This window comes from Chitinophaga flava (assembly GCF_003308995.1).
Classification (GTDB): domain Bacteria; phylum Bacteroidota; class Bacteroidia; order Chitinophagales; family Chitinophagaceae; genus Chitinophaga; species Chitinophaga flava.
The window spans coordinates 1726707-1750844 of record NZ_QFFJ01000001.1 but is presented as its reverse complement, the minus strand read 5'-3'; the positions used below and the strand labels follow the sequence as shown (position 1 = coordinate 1750844).

Sequence of the window (24138 nt, the reverse complement as noted above, 5' to 3'; positions counted from 1 at the left end):
AGCTCCTGCCGTCCTACTTTTGTATTGTTAAAAATTTCCAACAATGAAAATGAAAAAGCAGTCAAAATGATCAAAGATGATATTATCGCTAAAAGGAGAAAGGGGCGCAACATCGGAGGAATAATCCTCATTATCGTAGGAACCGGCCTGTTGCTGAAAAGACTGGATCTCGACATACCTGACTGGATTTTTTCCTGGCAGATGATTTTGATAACCGTAGGCCTGGTACTGGGCTTTAAACATAACTTCAGAGGTGGTCACTGGCTTGCAATGATAGCGGTTGGCGGCATCTTTCTGGCCGGTGAGATTATGAACTGGCCTTATAATACAGCCCGCTTTATCTGGCCGGTAGTATTGATTGCAATTGGTATCACCGCATTGTTCAAACGGCAGAACGAGCATTCTTATGTTACAGATACACGGTATTTCGCCAAAGACACCTCGGACAGCGATGCTTCCAACGAAGACAAAATCAACACTTCTTCCTGTTTCAGTTCAGTAGAAAGGGTCGTTACTTCCAAAAATTTCCAGGGAGGTTATGTATCCAACGTGTTTGGTGGTACAAACCTGAACCTGATGCAGGCAGATATCAACGGTACTGTGACGCTGGAAGTGGAAGCTATCTTCGGAGGATGTGAAATCGTGGTGCCCTCCAACTGGACCATCAGAGTAGATATTTCTACCGTTATGGGTGGTGTGGAGGAAAAACGGCCGGCTGCGCTCCTGGGTAATATTGATAAAGACAAGGTGTTGTTGCTGAAAGGCAACTGTATCTTCGGCGGCGTGGAAATCAAAAGCTATGCATGAACTTCATAAACGGAAACCATTTTAACTATCTCATCCAACTTAAAATATTATTGTATGTATTGGTTTGTTGCTAAAGTAGTTTACCAGATCATCTGCGGAAATGGCACTCATACGCCGCAATTCGATGAACAGTTAAGACTGATCAGCGCCATCTCTAAAAAAGAGGCTTATCAGAAAGCGAGGGAAATCGGAATGCAGGAACAATACGCATTCAAAAATCAACAACAGGAACTGGTACAATGGAAATTTATCAATGTACCGGAAGTATATACCCTTGATCATCTTACTGATGGCATGGAATTGTATTCCCGCATAGAAGAACCGGGAGATCCCAATTCATATCTGGCCTGGCTGCAAATGAAATCGGCCCAGCTTCAAGGGCAACAATATATTGAAGTCAACGTTTAAAACGATCTAAAAACAAGGCGAACCTTTGGCAAAACAATTATACAAGGGAAGCTCCTCCTGGAGTTTCCTTACTTCTTTCCTGATCTGGCTGGTATTGTATGCCGCCTTGTTGTATTACTGGTTTGATTTAACATTATGGCAGGCAATTACAGATAGTTCTGTTCACGTTATCCTGCTGGGTGCTGCCGGTTTACTGATCAGCCGCAACCTGTCGTATTACAGGCCGGGAGCGGGTATCAACAAATTTTTATATGTAACGGTAGTCAGTACAGTGATGTGTGCCCTTTGGGTATTCTTTAGCCACTGGCTGCTGGTCACCACCTTCAGTACTGATCCGGCTTACATACATTGGTTAAACAGTGCCATCCCTATTCATTTTATTGTTGGAGATATGATCATAGCGGGCATTGGATACAGAAGCCAGGTATGGTATGATGAAGAAGAAGTACAGGAAGAACGTGAAAGGAGAGAAGCCAATGAAGCGATTGTCCGGGAAGCGGAGTTGTATAAGTTACGGCAGCAACTGCAGCCGCACTTTCTGTTTAACAGCCTCAATTCCATCAATGCGCTGATTATGATACGTCCGGAGCAGGCCCGTGAGATGGTGCTTAAGTTATCTGATTTCCTGCGCGGGTCGTTGAAACGGGAAGATGATCACTGGATCTCTCTGAAAGAAGAACTGCAATATCTTCAGCTGTATCTGGATATCGAAAAGGTACGTTTTGGTCATCGTTTATCCACTAACGTTACCTACGATGAAACCGCAGAAAAAATGTATATGCCGCCGATGTTGTTGCAACCAGTTGTGGAAAACGCTATTAAGTTCGGCCTGTACGATACTATCGGAGATATCACCATCACTATAAGGGCTTACGTGGAAGATGGTATGCTGTTGCTCGAAGTAAAAAATCCATTCGACAACGAACTGCAGCAGCCTCATAAAGGCACCGGTTTCGGGCTTACTTCCATCAGACGCCGTCTGTACCTGCTCTTTGCCCGGCAGGATCTTATGGAAACAGGTGCGCATGAAAATATTTATACTACCTTGATTAAAGTACCACAAACACATGATAAAAGCAGTAATAATTGATGATGAACCTCTGGCTCGTGAAGTGGTAAAAGAGTTCCTGGCACACTATCCACAGGTACAGCTGCTGCAGGAATGCAATGATGGTTTTGAAGGATTGAAGGCGATACAACAACATCAGCCGGACATCATTTTTCTGGACATACAGATGCCTAAGATCACAGGCTTTGAGATGCTGGAGCTGGTAGAAAATATGCCTGCTGTGATTTTTACTACCGCCTTCGAAGAACACGCGCTGCGCGCCTTTGAAGTACATGCAGTGGATTATCTGTTGAAACCCTTTTCCCGCGAGCGTTTCGACAAATCCTTCCAGAAATGGCTGGAGCAGCATAATAACAATACCGCTGCTACCACCGCATTACTGGAAACAGCTGCTTCCACGCCAGCACAGAGTAATCGGGTAGTCATCAAAATCAATGGTAAAATCAAAATCATTCCCGTCCAGGATATTCACTATCTGGAAGCGGCAGATGATTATGTGAAAATCATTACCCAGGAAGGTAGTTTCCTGAAGAACAAGACGATGTCTTTTTTTGAGCAAATGCTGGACCCGCAACAGTTTACACGGGTGCACCGTTCTTATATCCTCAATGTAAACCAGGTGACCCGTATTGATCCGTATGAGAAGGAGAACCACCTGGCGATTCTGCGCAGCGGAGCTAAAGTACTGGTGAGCAAAACGGGTTATCCCCGGCTGAAAGCAGCCCTGGGCTTATAATGACGCAAACCGGCGTTCCAGTTTGGCTTTGGGAAGGATCTTCTGTACCTGGACGCCTCTGGCCACCAGCCGGTTATCACAATGGGCTTCATAACTGCAGGTAATTTCATTTCCCTGTAAGGCGGTGATGGTAGCAGTAAACAATACCACGCTGCCTTGCAGGGCAGGTGACAGATGCTCTACCGTGAGTTTGGTTCCAATGCCTTCTTCTTCTTCCGTTTTCATCTCCAGCACAAACAGGCGGCAGCACCATTCCGCATCACGGCCCAGCGCAAAGGTGGCATATACAGGATGTACCTGTCCGCTGTCGAAGGCAGCACAGTCTTCTGCCCGCACATGACGGGTAAATTGTTTGACATCCCCTGGCTGGAAGATCGCTCTCATAGCAGTTATTTATCTTCCAAATTACGCTTTTAATTGTTTATATACGCGGTGCTATAACCAGAAAGCCTGTACGAAACAACGGTACAGGTAGTCAACCTACCTTGTCAGTGATCAAGCATTGTTAATAGTTGAATATTCAACTATTGTATCGTACCTTTGTGGAGATCAAAACTTGTAAATATGAATTCCGTACCGAGGATCAGTCTGTTAGTTTCGCAGGCACTGGGGCTTTATCGTTTGCGCATCAATGGTTTGCTGGCACAGCATAATATTGATCTCACGTCGGAGATGGTGATGGTACTGCGGATCATATGGCAGAGGGAAGGCCGCAAACAACAAGAGCTGGCGGACTTGTTGTACAAAGACAAGGCAAGTATTACCAAGATTATCCATAACCTGGAGAGCAGGAAACTGGTGGCCCGGGTGAGTGATGACGAAGATGCCCGCAATAAAAAGATTGTACTGACACCAAAGGGGCTGGCCCTGAAGAAACAGGTGTTGCCGGTGTTGGATCCTTTCCTCGACAGTATTACAGCTGATTTCTCTGAAAAAGAATTGCAAACAACCTGTTTAGTACTGGAATCAATTATCCAAAAATTGAAATAAAAATTTTTACTTATATAGTTGAATATTCAACTATTAATCTGTTCTTTCATGGCTTACGCGTTATCACCTTACCGGTCATATATTCCTCGGCTGATAAAAGGGCCGGTGATAATATTGCTGATCCTGCTGCAGTCGTTTGTGTTGGGGATCACGAGTACAACGGCTTCTCGGTTGTCGGCTTTTTACGGCATTGAGCCGGAGACTGTCGTATGGTTTTCGCAGATCGGCGCGGTGGGGATGGTGGCGATTATACCGGTGTATTATCGTTTACGGATGTACTTTAAAAAAGCAGACCTGCTGCAGCTGGCGTTGTGTTTACAGGTATTGCTGGCCCTGTTGTGTTTTACGGTAGACTATGCGCCGTTGTTGCTGGTCACCAACTTTTTTATGGGTATGCTGAAACTGATATGTTTGCTGGATTTTATTTCGGTGCTGACGGCCAATTATCCGGTGATGCGCCACAGGGCTTTATTTTACGGCATCTACTATACTATTGCCAGGATAGGGGGAGAGCTGGCAGATATTTTTGTGAACCCGGTGCTGGAAGATTATGACTGGCGTGATATTTACCTGATCTCTGCTGTATCCGCCAGTATTTGTATTATTATTTGTGCGGTATTGTTTCATCGTCAGCGCATGCACCGGAAAGTGCCGTTGTATCAGGTAGACTGGCTGAGTATGTTCCTGTTTGCGGCGGCAGCCTTGTTATTCTGTTATATGCTTACTTACGGTAAAACGCTGGACTGGTTTGAGGATGAGACGATACTGTATGCGCTGGTGGGCTGTTGTATCAGCACGTTGTTGTTTGTATACCGGCAGTATCATGTGAAGCGCCCGTTCTGGAACCTCCGTGTCTTCAGCCTGTATCGACAGGTGCCGCTGGGGATTGCGTTTATGCTGGTGTTGTATGTTTTTTACAGTACCAATTTTTTGTTTAACTATTATGCGGGTTATAATTTCAGGGAAGAAGAAAATTATCTTTCACAGGTTGCTTTCATTACGTTGTGTGCTTATCTGGTGAGCTTTCCGTTGACGGGGCTGCTGCTGTATAAGGGGATACAGCGCCGGGTGATGCTGTGTATCGGCTTTTTGTCATATGCCGGGTCTTTATATCTTTTCTGTAACAGTATTCAAACGTCTGCTTCTTTTGAGGGGCTGGTGTTGCCTTACCTGATGCAGGGTATGGCTTACGGGATGGTGTTAACTACGTTATCCACATTTGCAGCTACCAATATTCCCCGGGAGATGAATGCGGACAGGGTGATGGGCAGTTTATCATTTCGTTATATTATAGGTTCATTTGCGGGATATTCGTTGTACAGCAACTGGTTGTTCAGAAGTACAGTGGTTCATGCCTCCCGGCTGTCGGAGGGGCTTACCTATGAGAATCCGTTATATCATACAGAGTTAAACTCTTTCAGGGCTTTATACCTTTCCCATGGGATGGACATGCAAGATGCCACCGCAGCGGCATTGGCCACGATCCAGAAAAAACTGCAGCTACAGGCAATGCTGGTATCTATACGGGATATTTCCATGCAGGCCGCTATCGCGGCGGCGATAGTGGCCTGCGTGGTATTACTGGTGCGTAAATTTGAGATGCATGAAATGGGGGTAGGGAATACCTATAAAATCGTATAGTCGATATCGTTATTGTACCACCAGTACGGGTATTTTTACAAAGTGTCTTACCTGATCGGCTGTTTCTCCATAAATCCAGTCTTTGATGCCTTTGTGGCCGTGGCCGCCGAGTATGAGAAAATCGGCTTTTTCGTTGTTGGCGATACGGGCGATTTCTTTGGCACGGTGACGGAAGCCCAGTTGTCCGCGGGCTTTGATGCCGCGGCTTTGCAGCAGGGCCAGATAGGTATCCAGCTGTTCCTGGTCTTTGCGGGTTTCGAAGTCATCAGACTCTTTACCGAAGTATTTAGCAGAGGCGCTTTCCACAATATGAATCAGGATATATTCCGTTTGTGCGTTACCGTGAGCGATGGCATAGGAGATGATTTGTTCATCTTTTTTGCTGAATTCGAGTGCCATGGCAATCCGTTTGTATTCGGGCTTTTCCAGTTCACCGAGTGATACCTGCGGGGTATGGATACCACCGGTAGCTTCCTGACGATAGCGGCTGAGGAGTGGATATACGATGGTGATGACGAGCAGTGCCACAAAGCCCAGCATGGCCAGGATGATGATACCGTCTACATATATATTTCCGGTGCCGGAGATATAGTTCATGGCTTCTGTATACACCATACGCATATTCAAATATACCAACAATGCCGTGATGGCCCAGCTGATGACTTTGACAACGGGTTTGATAGCGTATTTACCCATGGTGTGTTTATCGCTGACGAAGTGTATCAGCGGGATGATGGCAAATCCCAGTTGCATACTCAGTAGTACCTGACTGAATACCAGCAGGGGGCCTACCTGGTTTTCGCCGGCAATCAGGATGGTGAAGAACGCAGGAACGATGGCTAGGAGACGGGTCAGCAGTCTGCGCAGCCATGGGTTGATACGCAGGTGGAGGTATCCTTCCATAATGATTTGTCCGGCCAGCGTACCGGTTACGGTGCTGCTTTGTCCGGCGGCTATCAGCGCCACGGCAAAGAGGATAGGGGCGAGTTTGCTGCTCAGCAGCTGTTCCAGCAGTTGATGGGCATCCTGTATTTCAGCAACATCCGTGCGGCCGGTTTTAAAGAATACGGCAGCGGCCAGTATCAGGATGGCTGCATTCACGAGGAAGGCGAGGTTGAGTGCGATGGTGCTGTCGATGAAATTGAGTTTCAGCGCTTGTTTGATACCAGCATCATCGCGTTTTATTTTGCGGGTTTGTACAAGGGCGGAGTGAAGGTACAGGTTATGCGGCATTACGGTGGCGCCGATAATACCGATGGCGATGTAGAGGGCCGTGTTGTCAGGAAGGGTGGGAATGAATCCATGTACTACCTCACCCATGTTGGGTTTGGCCATTATCAGCTGTATCAGGAAAGAGATGCCTACAATGGCTACCAGTGCTACGATGAAAGCTTCCATTTTACGGATGCCGTAACGTTGTAGCACCAGCAGGAGGAAAGTGTCGAATACAGTGAGGCTCACACCCCAAATCAGCGGGAGGCCGGTGAGGAGCTGGATACCGATGGCCATGCCCAGCACCTCGGCGAGGTCGGTGGCTGCGATGGCCACTTCTGCCAGCAGATAGAGTATGAAGTTAACGCCTTTGGGATAGGTTTCCCGGTTGGCCTGAGCGAGGTCACGTCCGCGGACAATACCCAGCCGGGCGCTGAGGCTTTGCAGCAGCAATGCCATCATATTACTCATCAGCAGCACCCATAGTAATTTATAGCCGTATTGGCTACCGCCGGCCAGGTCTGTGGCCCAGTTCCCCGGGTCCATATATCCTACACTGACCAGGTAGGCCGGTCCGAAGAATGCAAAAAGTTTTTTCCATTTCGATTTACCATTGGTGTCGATGCTCTGATGTACTTCACTCAGGGACGTAGCATGATTATAATTCATAATACTTCAATTACGCATAATGGCTGCATATCGCAGCCATTTATTAAACGGGTCTTACCATAATATTTTTAGCCACCTGCTCGCTGATAGTGAGTGTTGGCTGGTGTTTTAATTTGATTTCGATGGAGTTGTCATACTCGTAGTGAGCAACAATTTCCAGTTGAGTGCCCAGCCGGATGCCTTTGGCATTCAGGAAGGCGAGGAGGGCAACGGACTGATCGGTGACGGCGGTGACCACCAGGCGTTTGGCATTGGCCTGGTCCAGTGGTGTTTGTGGTCTGGGTTTGATCATTTTGCCGTTGGCGTCGGGGATAGGGTCGCCATGCGGATCGATAACCGGATTGCCAAGGAATTCACTCAGGCGGGTGGTGAGCTTTTCGCTGCGCACATGTTCCAGCTCTTCCGCGATTTCATGTACCTCTTCCCAGCTGAAGCCCAGTTTATCTACCAGAAAACACTCCCATAAGCGGTGACGTCGTACGATCTGCAGGGCATAGCGGCGCCCTTCTGCTGTCAGGGTAATACCTTGATATTTTTCATAGTCTATCAACTGCTTCTCCTTTAGCTTTTTGGCCATATCTGTTACGGAAGCCGGTTTGGTGTCCAGCTCATACGCCAGGGCATTGGTGGTAACGGCTGTATCTCCTTCCTGGAGCTTGTAAATAGCTTTCACGTAATTCTCTTCCGCAATAGATAAGTTCATATCGTCTAAAATATTATTTAGGCAAATCTAAATAATTTTTATTTAAACTTTTACCTATCCGGTATGTTTTTTGAAATTACCTGTGCACATATAAAAATTATATCTAACTTTTCGCCCAGAATTAACTTTTCAATGAAGCGTTACCTGTTATTATTACTGATGATTGGTGCATTAGCCGCCTGTAAGAACAATAAAAAGGCTGGCAATAACACCAACGAGCCGATGACATTTGAAGACTTCCAGGCACTTTTTAAGCCGGGAACATTACCCTACAAACTGAACGCAGACACGCTGCAGTTGAAAATGGCCGATTCACTGGCCGTAGCAGCCACCGATGTGAACCGTTTTCTGACTGACACCCTCACCAAAGGAGATTATAGTAAAACAGAAAAAGTAAAACTGTTTCCGCTGACCCGCATACCGGGCAATGTGGCCGACTATATGATTATCAAAGCAGTGGGAAAATCACAGACTACCGGTTATCTCTGCATCCTGGATAAAAAGGGTAAATATCTCAACCGGCTGCGTATAGCCAACACCGGTGGTAGCGATGGTTCCATCATCTCCACTTCCATCGACAACAAAAATGTAGTTAAAATCAGTGCTGAGAAAAAAAAGAGCGGAGCCAACACCTCTCTGAAAGAAGAGTTTTATGCGGTGAACAAAGATGGTTCCGTACAGCTGATCATGACTAACACCAACGGCCCTACGACAGCAGGACAGATATTCAACCCCATCGATACACTGCCCCGTAAACACAAGTTTTCCGGTGACTATACCTCCGGCGATATGAGCATCGTATCTATCCGCGACGGAGAAGATGGTAAAACCTTCCAGTTCTTCATCTCTTTCTCAAAGGATAATGGCAACTGCAAAGGTGAGCTGAGCGGCAGAGGACATTACCTCGCAGGCAACAGAGGAGAGTATAAAGACAAGGAATCCTCCTGCGGGATCTCTTTCCAGTTCTCCGCTGGGCGGGTAAATATCCGTGAAATCGGGGGCTGCGGTGCTTACCGCGGTATCAAATGCTTCTTTGAAGGCGGATTTGTGAAGAAAAAACATAAATCCCAGGGCTAAAGCCCTGGGCTATTTTTGATTTAAACAGCTGTTTTTAAATAGAGATTTAATTCGGCTGTTTATGGATTTTTAGTATTAACCAGGTTGATTGTTATTCTCCGGTATAAGATAGCCCAAGGTTTCACCTTGGGCTATCTTATTTTTATATATAAAGGTTTAATTCTTCTGTTGAAGGAAGTTGCAGTATCATCAAATATTATTCAATAAGGGCCTAATTCGTTTATTGAAGAAAGTTGTAATATTAACTCACCAATTATTGAATCCCCCGAAGCATCTAAAACCAATATAGCCCAGGGCTTTAGCCCTGGGGCTAAATAAAAAAAGCCACTCAGTAATACTGAGTGGCTTCTAGTGGGAGCTACTGGATTCGAACCAGTGACCCTCTGCTTGTAAGGCAGATGCTCTGAACCAGCTGAGCTAAGCTCCCTTTTCTTTGTTTTTCCGTCGAGCCTTTCGTTCGATGGGATTGCAAAGGTATAAACTATTTTTATTCTACCAAATAAATTTTTGAAGTTAGTTGAGGTGTTTGTCTGAAATCCTTTGCTGGAAAGGATTTCAGACAAGTGAAAAATATTTTATGCTCCTGATATTTCTTGTCATTTGTATACAAAAGACAGTTTTATCAGTTTTTATTTTTGGGTCCTTTGAAGATTCTTCTGAAGGCTTTGCCTAGTTTATTCAGGTTGGCCAGCTGCTCCTGAATAGGTGCCAGTGTTAAGTCTTCCGGTTGTAGCCCTGCTTCCAGGTAATCAATTTCTGTTTGTTCCGGATAAAGCAGGATCACGTTGTTGTCTTTAAAATGGCGGCTTACTTTGGCGGGTATCCCTTCCATGTAAGCATGATAGGACAAGGTGCCTTTACGTGCGGTAACCACTACCACCAGGTCGTCGCGGGTCACTTCACGGGAGAGGATGAGGAAATCTTCTATCGTATCAAATTGTTTGTAGGCAATTTCCACACTCATTTTTGACTGGACTTTAAATTCTTCCATGAGTGATTGGGTTCGTCCGTTGCAGAATACCAGCAGTTTGGCGCCGGCCTGTTTGGCGAGCATGAACATTTTTTGCAGGTAGTGGAGGAAGCCCAGTTCGTACTCGGTATTAGGGGGCAGTACCAGCACCATTTTTTTGGTGGTACTGAGTGGATGGAGGAAGTTACAGACATATACGGTTTCCCATACACTTTGTAAAACGTTGTCCATGGTGGTGCCGAAGATGGTGCCAAACCAGCGGTCGGTGGTGCTGGTTTTGTCGGTCCATCCCAATACCACATCGCTGATCATGAGTTCTTTTGCTGCGCGGGCGATACCATCAGATACGTTAAGGTCTATTCTTGTTACCACCTGTACATTGCTTTCGGTGGCGGCGGCATGAATGATCGCTTTTTCCATCATTTTGTTGGTGAGATGGATTTTCTCGCGGGCTTCTTCATTATCCTGAACTACGGCCAGGGGGTAGATGGGCGTGGTGGTGTGGGTATCCTTGATCATAACGGCGAAGTCGAGCAGGGCTTCGATACGTTCTGGATTGGCTACGGGCACCAATATACGTTCGGGCTGGTCGGGTAGTTCAGGTTGTTGTTCTGCTTCCTGCAGTGCCAGTTTACGGCCGGCGCTTTCTGTTACGAAAGAGCCTACGAGGCAGGTGATGAGGATGAGTACTACGGTGCCGTTGAGTACATTTTCATCCACGATGCCCATGTTAAAACCAATGAGGATAACGGCGATAGTGGCGGCCGCGTGGGCGCTGCTGAGGCCGAATATGACATTCCGTTGGGTAGGACTGTATTTAAAAATGAGCTGTGTAAAAAATGCAGCGAACCATTTGCTGCAGAGTGCCATAATGGTGAGTGCTCCGGCTATCATCAGGGCGGTAGGACCTTTGAGCAGTACCCGGAGGTCTACCAGCATACCTACGCTGATCAGGAAGAAGGGGATGAACAGGGCGTTGCCTACAAATTCAATCCGGTTCATTAAAGGCGAGGTATGCGGTATCAGCTGGTTGAGCGCCAGTCCGGCCAGAAACGCGCCGATAATACCTTCTACGCCGGCCAGTTCGGCCAGAAATGCGGCAGCAAATACAAGCGCCAGCACAAAGATGAAATGGGAGGTCTTATCGTCCTTTATTTTCTTGAAAAACCATCTCCCGAGCATAGGCATCAGCCAGAGGATAATAACGGCAAAAATGGCCAGGGAAATGCTTAATCTCATCCAAAACTGGGTGTTAAGGTTGCCTGCCTGTGCGCCGGTAATGATAGCCAGTATCAGCAGCACCGCAGTATCGGTGATGATGGTGCCACCTACCGCTACGGTGACAGCCTCATTTTTGGTAATGCCCAGCCTGCTGGCCAGCGGATAGGCTACCAGCGTATGTGTGGCAAACATGCTGGATACCAGCAATGTTGCTTTGAAGTTAAAATGCAGTACATAGGTGCATACCACAAATCCCAGCAGCAGCGGGATAAAAAAGGTAAGCGCTCCGAAAACCATACTACGGTAGCGGTTTTTCCTGAACTCCGTCATATCCAGCTCCAGCCCCGCCAGAAACATGATATACAGTAAACCTGCTTTGCCAAACAAATCGATACTGCCTTTTTCTATAATCCCGAATCCATGGTCCCCAATCAGCATACCGGCCAGTATCAACCCAATGATACTCGGTATCCGGAATTTCCGCAGGATAATAGGGGCCAGCAAAATGATAAACAGTACCAGCGAAAAAATAGGTACCGGATCTTTCAGCGGCAGGTGAGTGTCCATTAATAATACCAAGCTATTAACCATATAACATTTTGTTATTTTGTTATTTTCAGATTCCTTTTCCGGATCCTTTATAGCGGCCTGAAAAGCCGAATATGAAAATAAACAAATCTTAAATAATCAATTTCTCCAGGTCAAATATGAATAAATTAACGAATAATCCATGTAATTTTGCATAAAGCTTTGTTTAAAAATGAGCGAAAGAACTAATACACAGGTATTTACGGAGGAGCTGGAGGATATTCTGGTAGCGGAAGATGAACAGTTTCCGTTCAGTCTGGTGGTATGGAACGATGAGGTAAATACATTCGACTGGGTGATCGCTTCCCTGATAGAGGTATGTGGTCATACACATCAGCAGGCAGAACAATGCGCCCTCATTATCCATCACAATGGTAAATATGCTGTAAAGGAAGGAGAATACCATAAACTGCGCCCGATGTGGGAAGCGCTGGTAGAAAGAGGTATTACTGCCACCATCGAAGAGATGGCGGATAAATAATGTTAGCCTTCACCCCGCTTGTTTCATGCCCGTTTTCCGTCTTTCCAAACAACTGATTTTTCCACCGGTGTCCCTTGCGGAGCCTGACGGTCTGCTGGCCGTAGGCGGTGATCTCTCTGTAGAGCGGTTGCTGCTGGCCTACCGTTCCGGTATATTTCCCTGGTTTGATGAACGCCCTATTCTCTGGTGGAGCCCGGACCCCCGTTTTGTATTGTTTCCGGCGGATCTTAAAGTGTCTGCCAGCATGAGGCAGGTGCTGCGCCGCAATCAATTCCGTATCACCTACAATGCGGACTTTCCGGCTGTAATAGCCCGCTGCAGCCGTATTCCGCGTGCAGGACAAAACGGTACCTGGATCACTAAGGAGATGCAGGATGCCTATATCCGCCTGCATAAAGCAGGGTATGCCATGTCGATAGAGAGTTGGGAAGATGACCGGCTGGTGGGCGGACTGTACGGCGTAAAAATTGGTTCCTGCTTCTTTGGTGAGTCAATGTTTGCCGATGTCAGCAATGCTTCCAAAGCCGCCTTTATTACTTTCGTACAGGCTTATGCGCATGAACTCGCTTTGATCGACTGTCAGGTGGAAACGGAGCACCTTGCCTCACTGGGAGCCGGTTTCATCAGTCGTGATACCTTTCTTGAACTACTGCAAGTTTCATGATTTTTGTAGCTTTGTAATTGCTTACCAACCCCATTGTCCACCAAAATTTACTGCAATGAAAAAAGTACTCTTATTGATGGCAGTGGTACTGTTTTCGGGCTTTATCGCTCCTCCGCACCGCCATACACGGCATCATCACAGTATGCGGCATGAATTCCGGGCTGAAGACAAAATGATGCTGATCTCACAGCTGAAAGATTCAAGGGAAAATCTGCTGAAATCTATCGCTGGCCTCACGGATGCACAACTGCAATATAAGCCGGCACCAGACCGCTGGTCTATCATAGAAAATGTGGAACATATCAGCATCATCGAAAAAATGCTGATGGACACAGAAAAGAACCTGATGAGCCAGCCCGCAGATCCGGCAAAAAAGAAAGACCTGAAGTATACAGATGAAAGCCTGCTCACTATGGTGGAAGACCGTAGCAAAAAACAGAAAACACCTGATTTTGGTATGCCTAAACATAATTATGCTTCTCCTGCAGATGCGGTGGATGCCTTTGTCAGACAGAGAGATGGGCTGATTGATTATGTAGCCACTACCAAAGACAAATTACGTGATCACATTACAGATAACCCGAACATAGGCACCATAGATGCGTACCAGTTATTACTGTTTGACGCAGGCCATACAGCACGTCATATCAAACAAATCGAAGAAGTAAAAGCTGATCCGGGTTTCCCGAAATAATAGCCCCAACGGGCCGGAGTGATGAATAGTGTGATGATTAAGTAGACCCTCTCTGTATCAGCGATACAGAGAGGGTAAAAAGATTAGCGCAGTTCCCAGTCTACCAGCTGGTTTACCCATTCCTGGCGGAAGGGCGTAGTTACGCGGATATAGTTGTCGGTATAACCTTCCATCATACCGTCTTTGTTATGTCCTTCAAACAATACTTTACGGGTTTGCTGGAGATATTGTTCGTTGAAGTATTGTTGTTTTTTATGACTGAGATTACGGAGCTGTTTGTTGCGTTCATGGCGCACGTTAACCGGCACTACGGGGTTGATCTCGAGTGCGGGGGTATTGGCTCTTTCTGAGTAGGTGAACACGTGCAGGTACGATACATCCAGCGAATGCAGGAAGTCATAGGTGTCCTGGAATTGGACATCACTTTCAGAAGGGAAGCCAACGATCACGTCTACACCGATAGCGCAGTGAGGCATGAACTGTTTGATGAGCGCTACTTTTTCCGCATACAGTTCGCGGCGGTAGCGGCGGCGCATCAGGCCCAGGATCTCATTGTTGCCGCTCTGCAGCGGAATATGGAAGTGAGGCATGAACCTGCGGCTGTTGGCCACAAACTCGATGATCTCGTTGGTGAGCAGGTTGGGTTCGATAGAAGAGATACGGTAACGTTCTATACCTTCTACCTTATCCAGTTCCTGTATCAGTTCATAAAAACTTTCTTCTCTTTTTTTGCCACCGGTAAGGCCTTTACCGAAATCGCCCAGGTTGACGCCGGTAAGCACTATTTCCTTTACGCCGTCGCTGGCCAGTTTAACGGCATTTTCCACTACGCTGGCAACACTGTCGCTGCGGCTTTTTCCTCTGGCCATAGGGATGGTACAGAAGGTACAGCTGTAGTCGCAGCCATCCTGTACTTTCAGGAAGGTACGGGTACGGTCGTTGACAGAGTAGGAGGCATGGAAGGTATTGACATCTTCAATATCACAGGAACAGATTTTGGCACTGTCTCCTTTAGTGAGTGTTTTCAGATGTTCGGTGATATTGAATTTTTCTGCAGCGCCCAGTACCAGGTCTACCCCTTCAATAGAAGCGATTTCCTGAGGTTTGAGCTGTGCATAACAGCCGGTGATGACGATCATGCTTTCTGGTGCACGGCGCTGAATACGGCGTACCAGCTGCCGGCATTCCTTGTCGGCATTATCGGTCACAGAGCAGGTGTTGATCACGTACACATCTGCTGTGCTTTCAAAATCTGTTTTCATAAACCCATCCTGTTCCAGCAACCTGCTCAAAGTAGAGGTCTCTGAAAAATTCAGCTTACAGCCGAGTGTATGAAATGCTACTGTTTTTACCTGTTCCATAAAGGAGGGCAAAGGTAGGAACTTTTTATGTCATAGTTAGGTAAGTAATTTTAAGTACTTTAGTGCCGCTTTTCTAAAAAGCACGTCCTGTTTATTGAAAATATGAAATCACTGCAAAAGTACCTACCCGTTATTTTACTGGCCTTATTACTGCTTGCCGGATGGCATCAGGAATGGTGGAAAGGAAACGATAAGTCTTCCGCCCCTATCACAGAAAAGCCAGTTGTTACCCGCTCCGGGAAAGCCGCCGCCACTGTTTCTGATGCCCTGCTCAACCGACAGGCCCGCCTGGAATATACCCGGCACGCCATGTGTCGGATGGACTGCCGTCATGTGACAAAAGGGGAAGTGGAAGAAATTCTTGCCAAAGGAAAAATAAATCCTGATAAGTCCAACCTGCAGGATAAACCCTGCCCTACCTATGCACTGGAAGGGTATTCCCATGAAGGCCAACACCTCCGTATTGTATTCGCTCCCTGTGATCAGGAACACGCCAAAGTGATCACCTGTATAGACCTGGACAAAGACTGGAGCTGCAGTTGTGAATAGGTAAAAAAACTGTCGCTTCTCTGTTGCTTCGTGTCTTTACATGCACTCTTCGGGAAAAAAGTCGTAGTTTTCCGCCATCATTAATCATTCTACAAGGCGTTTATGAATTTTCTACTGAAACCGTTGCGTGTAATCTATGTTGTGTACGCCGCTATCGTTTTCCTGGGTATTATGTTTCTGATCCTGCCGCCAATTTTTCTGGCATCCTTGCTGGGCAAGGAGAAGGGTGGAAACATTATCTTCTATTTCCTGCGCTTCTGGGCGCATGTCTGGTTTCCGATGGTAGGTATCCGGGTTACCCGCGAATATAAATGTGAACGTGATAAAGAGCCTTGTATCTATGTGGTGAACCACCGTTCTTATCTCGATGCGGCCGTGGCCGTTAAAGTGATGCGGCTGCCGTTCCGTCCGCTGGGAAAAGTGGAAATGTCTAAAATCCCTTTCTTCGGATTTATATATAAAAACTCTGTCGTAGCAGTAGACCGCTCCAACGCGCCTGCCCGTGCCAGAAGTGTAAGAGAGATGATGACCGCCCTCAAAGCCGGTATTTCCATCCTCGTATTTCCGGAAGGAACCACCAACGAAACCAAAGAACCACTGCGCCCGTTTCATAACGGCGCTTTCCGTATGGCCATTGAAATGCAGATTCCGATCAAACCCGTTTTGTATGTAGATTCAGGTGACCGTTTCCCACATACCGGACTTATGCATCTCAATCCCGGCCGCTGCCGCGTAGTATTCTTGCCCACTATCCCTGTTGCAGGGCTTACCCTGGATGATATCAATACGCTGAAACAACAGACCTATGATATCATGGAAAAAGAACTCAGGCAACACCGCGATTATCCAACATTGCAGCCCGTAGGATGAAGTACGCAGATGTAATATTGCCGCTGGCCTTACCCAAAAATTATACTTATGCTGTCCCTGAAAGCATGGAAGATGCTTTACAGCCGGGAAGCCGTGTGGCTGTACAACTGGGAAAACAGAAAAAGTATGCCGGCATTGTAAAAGCAGTACACGAACAGGCCCCGCCTTATAAAACCAAGCCACTGCTGGATATGCTGGATAAGGATCCGGTCGTATATCCCACACAGTTAGCCTTCTGGTCATGGATAGGCAGCTATTATATGTGCAGTGAAGGTGAAGTGCTGAACGCCGCCCTTCCCGCGCACCTCAAGCTTTCCAGTGAAACGTTGTTGCTGTTTAATGACGCCTACGGCGATGATTTTACCAATCTCGATGATGATGAATACCTTATTGCGGAAGCGCTGCATATCCGCAAGGAACTACGTATAGAGGAAGTACAGCTGATTCTCGATAAATCAGAAGTGTACTCCATCATCAAAAAACTGATAGAAAAAAAGGTATGCCTCATCTATGAAGAACTGAAAGAGGTATACAAAGAGAAACAGGAGAACTTTGTACAGCTGCATGCTGAATACGAGGATGAAGAGAAACTGGCTGCTCTCTTCAATGATATGGGCCGCGCTCCCAAACAAATGGAGCTGCTGCTGGCCTACCTGCACCTGTTGAAAACAGAAGGCACCGTACGGCAGAATGAGCTGTTGAAAAAATCCGGCGCCACCACCGCCCAGCTGAAAGGACTGGTGGATAAAAATATTCTCTGGATAGAAAAAAGAGCAGTAGACAGAATCCGTACCAGCAAAGTAGAGGCGCAGATCAACTTTGATCTGAGCTCTGCGCAGGAAGCGGCATTACAAGCTGTCCGCCGTCATTTTGAAGATAAACAGGTGACCCTCCTCCATGGGGTGACCTCCAGCGGTAAAACGCAGATATATGTGAAGATGATGGAAGAATGCCTGGCCTTAGGCCGGCAGGTACTTTACCTGCTGCCGGAGATCGCACTCACCGCACAGATCATCACCCGCCTGCAGAAACACTTTGGCAGCAGCATCGCCATCTATCACTCCCGCTTCAGCAACAACGAACGGGTGGAGATATGGAACAAAGTGAAAAACGGAACCGTACAAATCGTACTGGGCGCCCGTTCCAGCCTGCTGTTGCCTTTCCGCGACCTGGGACTTATCATCCTGGATGAAGAACACGATCCTTCCTACAAACAGCAGGACCCTGCGCCCCGCTACCATGCGAGAGATGCAGCCATCTATTATGCCGGGTTGTTTAAAGCCAAAGTACTACTGGGCTCCGCCACACCGGCACTGGAATCGTATTATAATGCCCTTCAGGGTAAATACGGATTGGTAGAACTGACTGAACGTTTTGGAGGTATACAGATGCCTGCCATCGAGGTAGTGGACATCAAACAGGAAATGGCTGAAAAAACCATGGACGGCCATTTTACACAGGCCCTGAAAACCGCTATCAGCCAGAGCCTGGATGAAAAAAAACAGGTTATTCTTTTTCAGAATAGACGTGGGTATGCGCCTTTTCTGTTATGCACTACCTGCGGCTGGATACCTCATTGCAAACAATGTGATGTATCACTTACCTATCACCGTAACCAGGATAAACTACATTGCCACTACTGTGGTACCCGTTATCCATACGTATTTACCTGTGAAGCCTGTGGTTCGCAGTCGCTGATTCCGAAAAGCTTTGGCACGGAAAAAATTGAAGACGACCTGCAGCAGATCTTCCCGGAAGCGCGTATAGCACGTATGGACGTGGATTCCATCCGAAACAAAGACAGCCACAATAAAATGATCCGCCTGCTCGAAGAGCAGGAAATAGATATTCTGGTAGGCACCCAGATGGTGGTGAAGGGGCTCGACTTTGATAATGTAAACCTGGTAGGCATCCTCAGTGCGGACAGTTTGCTGAGTTATCCTGATTTCAGGGTGAATGAAAGAGCTTTCCAGCTGATGGAGCAGGTGAGCGGCCGCGCAGGCCGTAAACACGGTATGGGTAAAGTGCTGATACAAGCCAGCAATACCCGTCATCCGATACTACATTACGTAAAGGAACACGATTACAAAAGCATGTATGAGGCGGAAATCGCCGAACGGCAACAGTTTGGTTATCCTCCGTTTTACCGGGTGCTTAAACTAACATTAAGGCATAAAAACCAGCAGGTAGTGGAACAGGCTGCACAGATACTGGCTTCCTGGCTGCAGCCGCATATTGGCGGGCAACTGGTAGGCCCTGCCGCGCCGCTGGTGTCAAGGGTGAGGAACAACTACCTGCAGGAGATGCTGATAAAACTTCCCCGCGAAGCACGTGTGATAGCACATATCAAACAGGTGCTCCGCGAGTATTTTATTCAGCTGCTGGCGGAAAAACGTTTCCGGTCTGTGGTGATCGTACCGGACGTAGACCACGTATAATAACTTCTATTTCTTTTTCAGTATCAAAGGTTGTTGCTGCAATTGTTTGAGCCGGTGCATCACGGCTTCAAATGTTTTTTTGCTGTCTCCGTTAAATTCGTTCTGGCTGTACCACTCGATGGTATAGATGTTGAGCCGGCCATTTTCTTCTTCGCATCTCATTTTAAAACCCATCAGGTTTTTGTTGGTGATATCGGCCGTGAAGGCTGCTTTATCTGCCAGCGTATAACCATCAGGGAGTTCAATATGTACTCTTTTTTCCTGGTAATAAGGGAAGGCCAGCTGTATAGGTCTGTTGCCTTCGGGGATGCTGTAATTGTAGTTTTGGTTGCTGGTCAGAATCTGGCCGATACCGATGATATAGTTACCGCCGTCCTGTACTACCAGTCCGGGTGTTTCCAGTGTGCTGGTGATCACTACAGGTTTGTCGAGCGGCAGTGGTGTGAACTTCTCATTTTGTGCTTCTACAGCCAGCGGTTTGCGGTTGCCGGGCATAAATGGCAGGATGGCGTTGAAGATGGCGTTGCGCAGTTCAGTGGTATTGGCCTGAGAGAAAGCATTTTTAACATTGCTGCCGGCATAGCCGCCGAAGGACTGTGTTACTTTCCAGGAGGGCAGGGCACTGAGATTGCTTACGCTGGCTTCGAGTGTGCTGCTGCTCAGGGTATAGAGTGGTTGCGGAGTAGTGATGAAATCGGTGAGCACGCGGCTTTGTGTACCTACCAGTGTATCGCGGCAGCGTAAAGCCAGGGTATTGGTCCAGAGTGACGGATAACAAGGATAGCGTGTATCCATCTCCGTTGGCGCCAGTGCCTGCTGTTCTGTCGGGAAGTACAACAGGATATTATTGGCGGCAGCGCGGTTGACGAGGTCCTGCTGGAGGGGAATGGTATCCCGCGAAGCGGTGAATAACAGTTGTACGGGCACATTCAGGGTGTAAAAGGTGGCCATCATCAGCTTTACCATGCCTACCTTATCCGTTTGTTTGTTGCGGATAATGGTGCCCAGATCAGGGGCTTCAAAGAAATCACTGGCGGGGCGCAGGCTGTAGTTGCTTTTGATAAATTGTTCTACCAGGTAAATCAGCTGTGATGTTGGGCGGCGTTGGCGCAGGAAAGGCCATCTGTCCAGTTCTTTCTCCAGTTGTTTCTGTTCGTTTTTGTTGACTGAAACATAGGGGATATAAGCATCTTCACCAAACTGCTGCCAGGTGATGCGGGTGGTATCTTTGCCTTCTATGGCGTTGTTCAGCGCAAAATCGATCCGTTGCAGTTGTGGCAGATAGTAGTATAACTCATTGCTTTTTAGCGGTGTTACATGTTGAAGTGCTACCTGATGAAAATGGCTGTTGCCGGAAGAGCTGTCTTTAACAGCGGGTAGGCCATTGGCGCTATGGAAGCGAAACTGCAGGTTACGAGGTGCTGCCAGCATAAAGTGAGTCTGGCCGGTGGCGATACCGGACTGCAGGTAGTCAGAGCCGGCGTAGTCGAATTGTATTTTCAGGCTCATCTCATATTCCAGCTCACAGCCTGCCTGTACCTGAATATTGTTGACCACCACGGCTATGCGGTTGTCGTTGAGTTTGAGAGATCTTGTCTGATCGGTAAGATTCGCTGTTTTTCCATCAGGGAAGATGGCTCTGATGCGGAATCCCCGCAGCACTTCGCCGTTCTCCAGTGTCAGTGCCAGCTGGGTGAGACTATCAGCTGCGGCGGCAGTATTGATATGTATCTTTTTATAGATTGTTTTATAGTGGGTAAAAGTTTCTGCTTTATCACGATTGGTGATGTTGAAATCACGGGCTATTTTGTAGCTGGTGATATAATAAGGTTGCTGTGCGATAGGACCGGTAACGGCTTCGGTGTGAGCATTGTCCTGCCAGGTACCGGGATAATAGTTGTTGATCTGGGCAGAGGTCTGCAGTGAGAGAGAAGCTATGAATGTGACTATGACGAAGAATATAAGTTGTTTCATGATGGCGAAGGTATCTAAATTCCTAAATTTTGTATGGCATCGGATTCAAAGATATGTATTCCGGGGTCAGCTTGTTTGGCTACTCTTACCATGGCGCTGGCAACGGTTGCTGCTTTGATGCCACGGTATTTTTTCCAGCGGCCCTGCAGCAGGAAATAGAAGAGTTGAATGAGGTACTTACCAAGCCATTCTCCGAAGCGGAATTCACTTCGCTGGCCTATCAGGAAGGAGGGCCGGAAGATGTAGGTGCCATAGAAGCCCAAACCCAGCACCGCTTCTTCTGTTTGGCCTTTGGTGCGGAGGTAGAAGTTGGCAGACCGGGGATTGGCGCCGATAGAGGATATCATCAGGAACTCAGAAATACCATTGCTTTGGGCTATGCGGGCACATCTGATGGTGATGCCGAAGTCTACGGCGCGGAAGTTCTCCTGAGTACCTGCTTTTCTAATAGTGGTACCGATGCAGGAAAAAAATACATCACCGCCCTGCATCGCTTCTGCCAGGCTATCTTCATCTTCAAAATCTACAATAACACTTTCCAGTCCGGGCCGTTGATGTACCCATGGTTTGCGTACAAGTACTTTTACTTTGCTGAAAGAATTGTCCTGTAATAATGCTGAGACGAGATGGGTGCCGGTAAGCCCTGTAGCTCCAATAACGATAGCTGTTTTCATACAATTACAAGTTACAAATTACGAATTACGAATTATGTGCGACGAATGATTAATGCGAATTACACTTTACTTCAATTCGCAATTCATAATTCGTAATTGGTAATTTCCGATATATTTGCTTCATTATAAAGTTACACTATTATGATATCCGAAAATGAGCAGCTTCAGTCGTATAATACATTTGGTATTCCGGTCGTAAGCCGCTACTTCGCTTCCTTTGTCAGTCAGCATGACCTGACATCGGCGCTGGACGATGCGCGGGCTAAAGGTTTGCCACGTATGATACTTGGAGGGGGCAGTAATATCCTCTTTACAAAAGATTATAATGGGCTGATGCTCAAAAATGATATCAAGGGCATCCAGGTGGTGGATGAGGATAACGATCACGTATATGTGAAAGCTGGTGCAGGCGAGAACTGGCACAGCTTTGTACAGTACTGCCTGTCAGCGGATCTGGCCGGACTGGAGAACTTGTCACTGATACCAGGTAATGTGGGAGCCAGTCCCATGCAGAATATCGGCGCCTACGGCGTGGAAATAAAGGATACTTTCCATTCACTGGAAGCTTTCCATCTGCACGACAGAACAGTGGTGACCTTCACCAACAATGATTGTGCATTTGGTTACCGCGAGAGTGTATTCAAAAAACAGTACCGCGACCAGTTTGCCATACTCAGCGTTATTTACCGGCTGAATAAAAAACCGAATTTCAACACCAGCTATGGTGCTATCAATGAAGAGCTGGAGCGTATGGGAGTGAAAGAGCTGTCTATACAGGCTATCAGCCAGGCAGTGATTAATATCCGTACCTCTAAACTGCCGGACCCTGCAAAGATTGGCAATGCAGGCAGCTTCTTTAAAAATCCTTCTGTAGATGCGGTCGCCTATGAGCGGCTGAAAGCAGCACATCCGCAGATTGTGGCTTATCCGCTGGCCGACGGACACTATAAGCTGGCAGCAGGCTGGCTGATAGAACAATGTGGCTGGAAAGGCTTTCGTGAAGGGGATGCCGGTGTACATGCCAAACAGGCACTGGTGCTGGTCAACTATGGCCATGCCAAAGGCAATGAGATCTATGCATTGTCGCAGCAGGTGCTGGACAGCGTACACGCCAAATTTGGTGTACAGCTGGAGCGGGAAGTGAATATCGTGTAAATAATCACATAATAAAAAAGCGAAGACCAGCCCTGTATGAGGCTGGTCTTCGCTTTTTTATTATCGTTTGATGGATTGTATGATTTTATCTGCGTGGTCGCGTGAGTTTTCTATGAACCATATGTGTGTGTCCATTCCTCCGCATACCACACCGGCCAGATAGATATGTGGCATATTGGTTTCCATGGTCAGCGGATTATAGGCTGGCAGTTTCTTTTCATCATCTGACAGCTTTATGCCTGCTTTTTCCAGGAACCCGAAATTGGGCTGGTAGCCAGTCATCGCGATCACAAAATCGTTGGGGATGGTGACTTCTCCCTCCGGTGTGTTGATGATCACCGCCTGCTCCTCAATTGTTTTGATGGTGGAATGGAAATACGCTTTGATAGATCCTTCCTTGATTCTGTTTTCAATATCCGGTCTTACCCAGTATTTCACCCGTTTGCCTATTTCATCTTCCCGGATGACCATAGTCACCTGTGCACCTTTGCGATAGGTTTCCAGTGCGGCATCTACGGCAGAGTTGTGGGCGCCTACCACCACTACTTTACGGGTAGCGTAATAGTGCGGGTCTTTGTAGTAGTGCGTAACTTTAGGCAGGTGTTCACCGGGCACACTGAGCGTATTGGGTATATCGTAGAAGCCGGTGGCGATGATCACATGGCGGGCATGGTAGGTCGATTGGGAGGTGGTGATAATGTATTCCCCTGCGTTGGGTTGTACCGCTCTTACTTCTTCAAAAAGATTGATGTTGAGTGCTTCTGAAGTGACTACCCTGCGGTAGTATTCCAGGGCTTCGGGCCGGGAAGGTTTGGGATTGATGGAAACGAAGGGAATACCACCTATTTCCAGCCTCTCTGAGGTGGAAAAGAAGGTCATGTACAGCGGGTAGTTATAGAGGGAGTTGACAACGCAACCTTTTTCTATAATGATATAGCTCAGTCCTGCTTTTTTTGCAGCCAGGCCGCAGGCTATTCCAATGGGTCCTCCTCCTATTATCAGTACGTCGTAAGCAGCGATCATGATGTCCGTATTTTTTTAGTGTCCGGCGAGATAGTCGAGTAGCCGGAACATGGTTTGTTATTTTCGCTGACATTGTATGTGCCAGCAGTTGTGAGCCTGGTATGTCCATTCTCAGTTATCCAGTCGGCAATGCAGGCAAGGCCTTGAAAAGGCACATGTTGAAA

The 24138-nt window shown here is 47.2% G+C and carries 22 protein-coding genes and 1 tRNA gene; 14 read left to right on the top strand and 9 right to left on the bottom strand.

The window, feature by feature from the left end:
- The first annotated feature begins 66 nt into the window (after positions 1 to 66).
- Genes DF182_RS06960 through DF182_RS06945 form a run of 4 tightly spaced genes read left to right on the top strand, consistent with a single transcriptional unit; the run spans position 67 to position 3020 of the window.
- Positions 67 to 807: a LiaF transmembrane domain-containing protein gene (locus tag DF182_RS06960; RefSeq protein WP_113614927.1), complete on the top strand. Its 741-nt coding sequence runs from the start codon at positions 67 to 69 to the stop codon at positions 805 to 807.
- Between the two features lie 54 nt (positions 808 to 861).
- Positions 862 to 1215 carry a DUF4288 domain-containing protein gene (locus tag DF182_RS06955; protein WP_113614926.1) on the top strand — a complete coding sequence of 118 codons (354 nt, stop codon included), beginning with the start codon at positions 862 to 864 and terminating at the stop codon, positions 1213 to 1215.
- Between the two features lie 25 nt (positions 1216 to 1240).
- Positions 1241 to 2305 carry a sensor histidine kinase gene (locus DF182_RS06950; protein WP_113614925.1) on the top strand — a complete coding sequence of 355 codons (1065 nt, stop codon included), beginning with the start codon at positions 1241 to 1243 and terminating at the stop codon, positions 2303 to 2305.
- Positions 2283 to 3020, top strand: a complete 738-nt coding sequence (locus DF182_RS06945) for a LytR/AlgR family response regulator transcription factor (RefSeq protein ID WP_113614924.1) — start codon at positions 2283 to 2285, stop codon at positions 3018 to 3020. Before DF182_RS06950 ends, DF182_RS06945 begins: the two co-directional genes overlap by 23 nt.
- Here DF182_RS06945 and DF182_RS06940 read toward each other — a convergent pair.
- Positions 3015 to 3404 (bottom strand): thioesterase family protein, encoded by a 390-nt coding sequence (locus DF182_RS06940; RefSeq protein ID WP_113614923.1) that lies wholly within the window; start codon positions 3402 to 3404, stop codon positions 3015 to 3017. The genes DF182_RS06945 and DF182_RS06940 overlap by 6 nt on opposite strands.
- Positions 3405 to 3584: 180 nt before the next feature.
- Here DF182_RS06940 and DF182_RS06935 point away from each other — a divergent pair, with 180 nt between their 5' ends.
- Both DF182_RS06935 and DF182_RS06930 read left to right on the top strand, forming a co-directional pair.
- Positions 3585 to 4010, top strand: a complete 426-nt coding sequence (locus DF182_RS06935; RefSeq protein WP_113614922.1) for a MarR family winged helix-turn-helix transcriptional regulator — start codon at positions 3585 to 3587, stop codon at positions 4008 to 4010.
- Between the two features lie 48 nt (positions 4011 to 4058).
- Positions 4059 to 5651, top strand: a complete 1593-nt coding sequence (locus DF182_RS06930; RefSeq protein WP_147243366.1) for an MFS transporter — start codon at positions 4059 to 4061, stop codon at positions 5649 to 5651.
- Between the two features lie 9 nt (positions 5652 to 5660).
- Here the strand turns inward: DF182_RS06930 and DF182_RS06925 are convergent, their stop codons facing one another.
- Together DF182_RS06925 and DF182_RS06920 are read right to left on the bottom strand one after the other, a co-directional pair.
- Positions 5661 to 7532, bottom strand: a complete 1872-nt coding sequence (locus DF182_RS06925; protein WP_113614920.1) for an Nramp family divalent metal transporter — start codon at positions 7530 to 7532, stop codon at positions 5661 to 5663.
- Between the two features lie 43 nt (positions 7533 to 7575).
- Positions 7576 to 8235 carry a metal-dependent transcriptional regulator gene (locus DF182_RS06920; RefSeq protein WP_113614919.1) on the bottom strand — a complete coding sequence of 220 codons (660 nt, stop codon included), beginning with the start codon at positions 8233 to 8235 and terminating at the stop codon, positions 7576 to 7578.
- A 132-nt stretch (positions 8236 to 8367) separates the two neighbouring features.
- On the opposite strand from DF182_RS06920, the gene DF182_RS06915 reads away from it, so the two are divergent.
- Positions 8368 to 9312: a hypothetical protein gene (locus DF182_RS06915; RefSeq protein ID WP_113614918.1), complete on the top strand. Its 945-nt coding sequence runs from the start codon at positions 8368 to 8370 to the stop codon at positions 9310 to 9312.
- A gap of 352 nt (positions 9313 to 9664) precedes the next feature.
- Here the strand turns inward: DF182_RS06915 and DF182_RS06910 are convergent.
- Together DF182_RS06910 and DF182_RS06905 are read right to left on the bottom strand one after the other, a co-directional pair.
- Positions 9665 to 9739, bottom strand: a tRNA-Val gene (locus DF182_RS06910).
- 195 nt (positions 9740 to 9934) lie between these two features.
- Complete coding sequence (locus tag DF182_RS06905; protein ID WP_113614917.1) at positions 9935 to 12094, bottom strand: cation:proton antiporter; 2160 nt, start codon at positions 12092 to 12094, stop codon at positions 9935 to 9937.
- Positions 12095 to 12263: 169 nt separating this feature from the next.
- On the opposite strand from DF182_RS06905, the gene DF182_RS06900 reads away from it, so the two are divergent.
- Genes DF182_RS06900 through DF182_RS06890 form a run of 3 tightly spaced genes read left to right on the top strand, consistent with a single transcriptional unit; the run spans position 12264 to position 13930 of the window.
- The gene (locus tag DF182_RS06900; RefSeq protein WP_113614916.1) at positions 12264 to 12572 is read left to right on the top strand and encodes an ATP-dependent Clp protease adaptor ClpS; all 309 of its coding nucleotides are present in this window, start codon (positions 12264 to 12266) and stop codon (positions 12570 to 12572) included.
- A gap of 25 nt (positions 12573 to 12597) precedes the next feature.
- A complete protein-coding gene (gene aat / locus DF182_RS06895) occupies positions 12598 to 13236 on the top strand; it encodes a leucyl/phenylalanyl-tRNA--protein transferase (protein WP_113614915.1) in 639 nt (212 codons plus the stop codon).
- A gap of 55 nt (positions 13237 to 13291) precedes the next feature.
- Entirely contained in the window at positions 13292 to 13930 is a 639-nt protein-coding gene (locus tag DF182_RS06890; protein ID WP_113614914.1) for a DinB family protein, read from the top strand.
- Positions 13931 to 14013: 83 nt separating this feature from the next.
- Here DF182_RS06890 and mtaB read toward each other — a convergent pair whose 3' ends face one another.
- Entirely contained in the window at positions 14014 to 15291 is a 1278-nt protein-coding gene (mtaB, locus tag DF182_RS06885; RefSeq protein ID WP_113614913.1) for a tRNA (N(6)-L-threonylcarbamoyladenosine(37)-C(2))-methylthiotransferase MtaB, read from the bottom strand.
- Positions 15292 to 15393: 102 nt separating this feature from the next.
- On the opposite strand from mtaB, the gene DF182_RS06880 reads away from it, so the two are divergent.
- The 3 genes from DF182_RS06880 to priA all read left to right on the top strand — a co-directional run bounded on the left by DF182_RS06880 (position 15394) and on the right by priA (position 19148).
- Complete coding sequence (locus DF182_RS06880) at positions 15394 to 15840, top strand: DUF4258 domain-containing protein (protein WP_113614912.1); 447 nt, start codon at positions 15394 to 15396, stop codon at positions 15838 to 15840.
- 102 nt (positions 15841 to 15942) lie between these two features.
- Entirely contained in the window at positions 15943 to 16710 is a 768-nt protein-coding gene (locus tag DF182_RS06875) for a lysophospholipid acyltransferase family protein (protein ID WP_113614911.1), read from the top strand.
- Complete coding sequence (priA, locus tag DF182_RS06870; RefSeq protein ID WP_113614910.1) at positions 16707 to 19148, top strand: replication restart helicase PriA; 2442 nt, start codon at positions 16707 to 16709, stop codon at positions 19146 to 19148. The genes DF182_RS06875 and priA overlap by 4 nt, the downstream gene beginning before the upstream one ends.
- A gap of 6 nt (positions 19149 to 19154) precedes the next feature.
- Here priA and DF182_RS06865 read toward each other — a convergent pair whose 3' ends face one another.
- On the bottom strand, positions 19155 to 21122 hold the full coding sequence (locus DF182_RS06865; RefSeq protein WP_113614909.1) for a hypothetical protein: 1968 nt from the start codon (positions 21120 to 21122) through the stop codon (positions 19155 to 19157).
- Between the two features lie 14 nt (positions 21123 to 21136).
- Positions 21137 to 21796 (bottom strand): oxidoreductase, encoded by a 660-nt coding sequence (locus DF182_RS06860; RefSeq protein ID WP_113614908.1) that lies wholly within the window; start codon positions 21794 to 21796, stop codon positions 21137 to 21139.
- A 141-nt stretch (positions 21797 to 21937) separates the two neighbouring features.
- On the opposite strand from DF182_RS06860, the gene murB reads away from it, so the two are divergent.
- Positions 21938 to 22951 (top strand): UDP-N-acetylmuramate dehydrogenase, encoded by a 1014-nt coding sequence (murB, locus tag DF182_RS06855; protein WP_113614907.1) that lies wholly within the window; start codon positions 21938 to 21940, stop codon positions 22949 to 22951.
- A 60-nt stretch (positions 22952 to 23011) separates the two neighbouring features.
- Here the strand turns inward: murB and DF182_RS06850 are convergent, their stop codons facing one another.
- Positions 23012 to 23974, bottom strand: a complete 963-nt coding sequence (locus tag DF182_RS06850; protein WP_113614906.1) for a YpdA family putative bacillithiol disulfide reductase — start codon at positions 23972 to 23974, stop codon at positions 23012 to 23014.
- Positions 23975 to 24138: the final 164 nt, after the last annotated feature.